The following is a 1,723-nucleotide window of genomic DNA, read 5'->3' on the forward strand; positions in this document are numbered from 1 at the left end:
TAACAACAAAACAATCTGTGTGAACACTCAGCAAAATAAATATCTGCCGTAATAGTAAGGAGGTGATCCAACCCCAGGTTCCCCTAGGGTTACCTTGTTACGACTTCACCCCAGTCATGAATCACAAAGTGGTAACCGTCCTCCCGAAGGTTAGACTAGCTACTTCTTTTGCAACCCACTCCCATGGTGTGACGGGCGGTGTGTACAAGGCCCGGGAACGTATTCACCGCAACATTCTGATTTGCGATTACTAGCGATTCCGACTTCACGGAGTCGAGTTGCAGACTCCGATCCGGACTACGACGAGCTTTAAGGGATCCGCTTGATATCGCTATTTCGCTTCCCTCTGTACTCGCCATTGTAGCACGTGTGTAGCCCTACTCGTAAGGGCCATGATGACTTGACGTCGTCCCCACCTTCCTCCGGTTTGTCACCGGCAGTCTCCTTAGAGTGCCCAACTTAAGGCTGGCAACTAAGGACAAGGGTTGCGCTCGTTGCGGGACTTAACCCAACATCTCACGACACGAGCTGACGACAGCCATGCAGCACCTGTATCTAGATTCCCGAAGGCACAGCAAAATCTCTTCTGCCTTTCTAGTATGTCAAGAGTAGGTAAGGTTCTTCGCGTTGCATCGAATTAAACCACATGCTCCACCGCTTGTGCGGGCCCCCGTCAATTCATTTGAGTTTTAACCTTGCGGCCGTACTCCCCAGGCGGTCTACTTATCGCGTTAGCTCCGCTACTCACGGATTAAATCCACAAACAGCTAGTAGACATCGTTTACGGTGTGGACTACCAGGGTATCTAATCCTGTTCGCTACCCACACTTTCGCACATGAGCGTCAGTTATTGACCAGGGAGTCGCCTTCGCCACTGATGTTCCTCCAGATATCTACGCATTTCACCGCTACACCTGGAATTCCACTCCCCTCTCCAAAACTCTAGCCTGCCAGTTCTAAATGCAATTCCCAGGTTGAGCCCGGGGCTTTCACATCTAGCTTAACAAACCGCCTGCGTGCGCTTTACGCCCAGTAATTCCGATTAACGCTCGGACCCTCCGTATTACCGCGGCTGCTGGCACGGAGTTAGCCGGTCCTTCTTCTGTCGCTAACGTCACAGCTAATGGGTATTAACCATTAACCTTTCCTCACGACTGAAAGTGCTTTACAACCCGAAGGCCTTCTTCACACACGCGGCATGGCTGCATCAGGGTTGCCCCCATTGTGCAATATTCCCCACTGCTGCCTCCCGTAGGAGTCTGGACCGTGTCTCAGTTCCAGTGTGGCTGATCTTCCTCTCAGAACAGCTAGAGATCGTCGCCTTGGTGAGCCTTTACCTCACCAACAAGCTAATCTCGCTTAGGCCACTCTTTGCGCGAGAGCCGAAGCCCCCTTTGGTCCGTAGACATCATGCGGTATTAGCTATCGTTTCCAATAGTTATCCCCCACGCAAAGGCATGTTCCTAAGCATTACTCACCCGTCCGCCACTCGTCACCCAAGAAGCAAGCTTCTTTGTGCTACCGTTCGACTTGCATGTGTTAGGCCTGCCGCCAGCGTTCAATCTGAGCCATGATCAAACTCTTCAATTGAAAATATATAAAACATGAATTTTTTTGGTAGACACTCATCAAGTGAGTGCCCACACAGATTGTCTTGTTATTAATTGTTAAAGAGCGTTTAGTACAGGATTGTTGAAGCGAAATGCGTGAACGTAGTGAACAC

At 50.3% G+C, this 1,723-nt stretch carries 1 rRNA gene; it reads right to left on the reverse strand.

The features are described 5' to 3' along the window. Positions 1 to 55: 55 nt before the first annotated feature. Positions 56 to 1,590 (reverse strand): 16S ribosomal RNA (locus ABKW31_RS22870). Positions 1,591 to 1,723: the final 133 nt, after the last annotated feature.

Origin of the sequence: Paraglaciecola sp. 25GB23A (assembly GCF_040012495.1) — a bacterium.
In the GTDB taxonomy this organism is placed as follows: Bacteria; Pseudomonadota; Gammaproteobacteria; order Enterobacterales; family Alteromonadaceae; genus Paraglaciecola.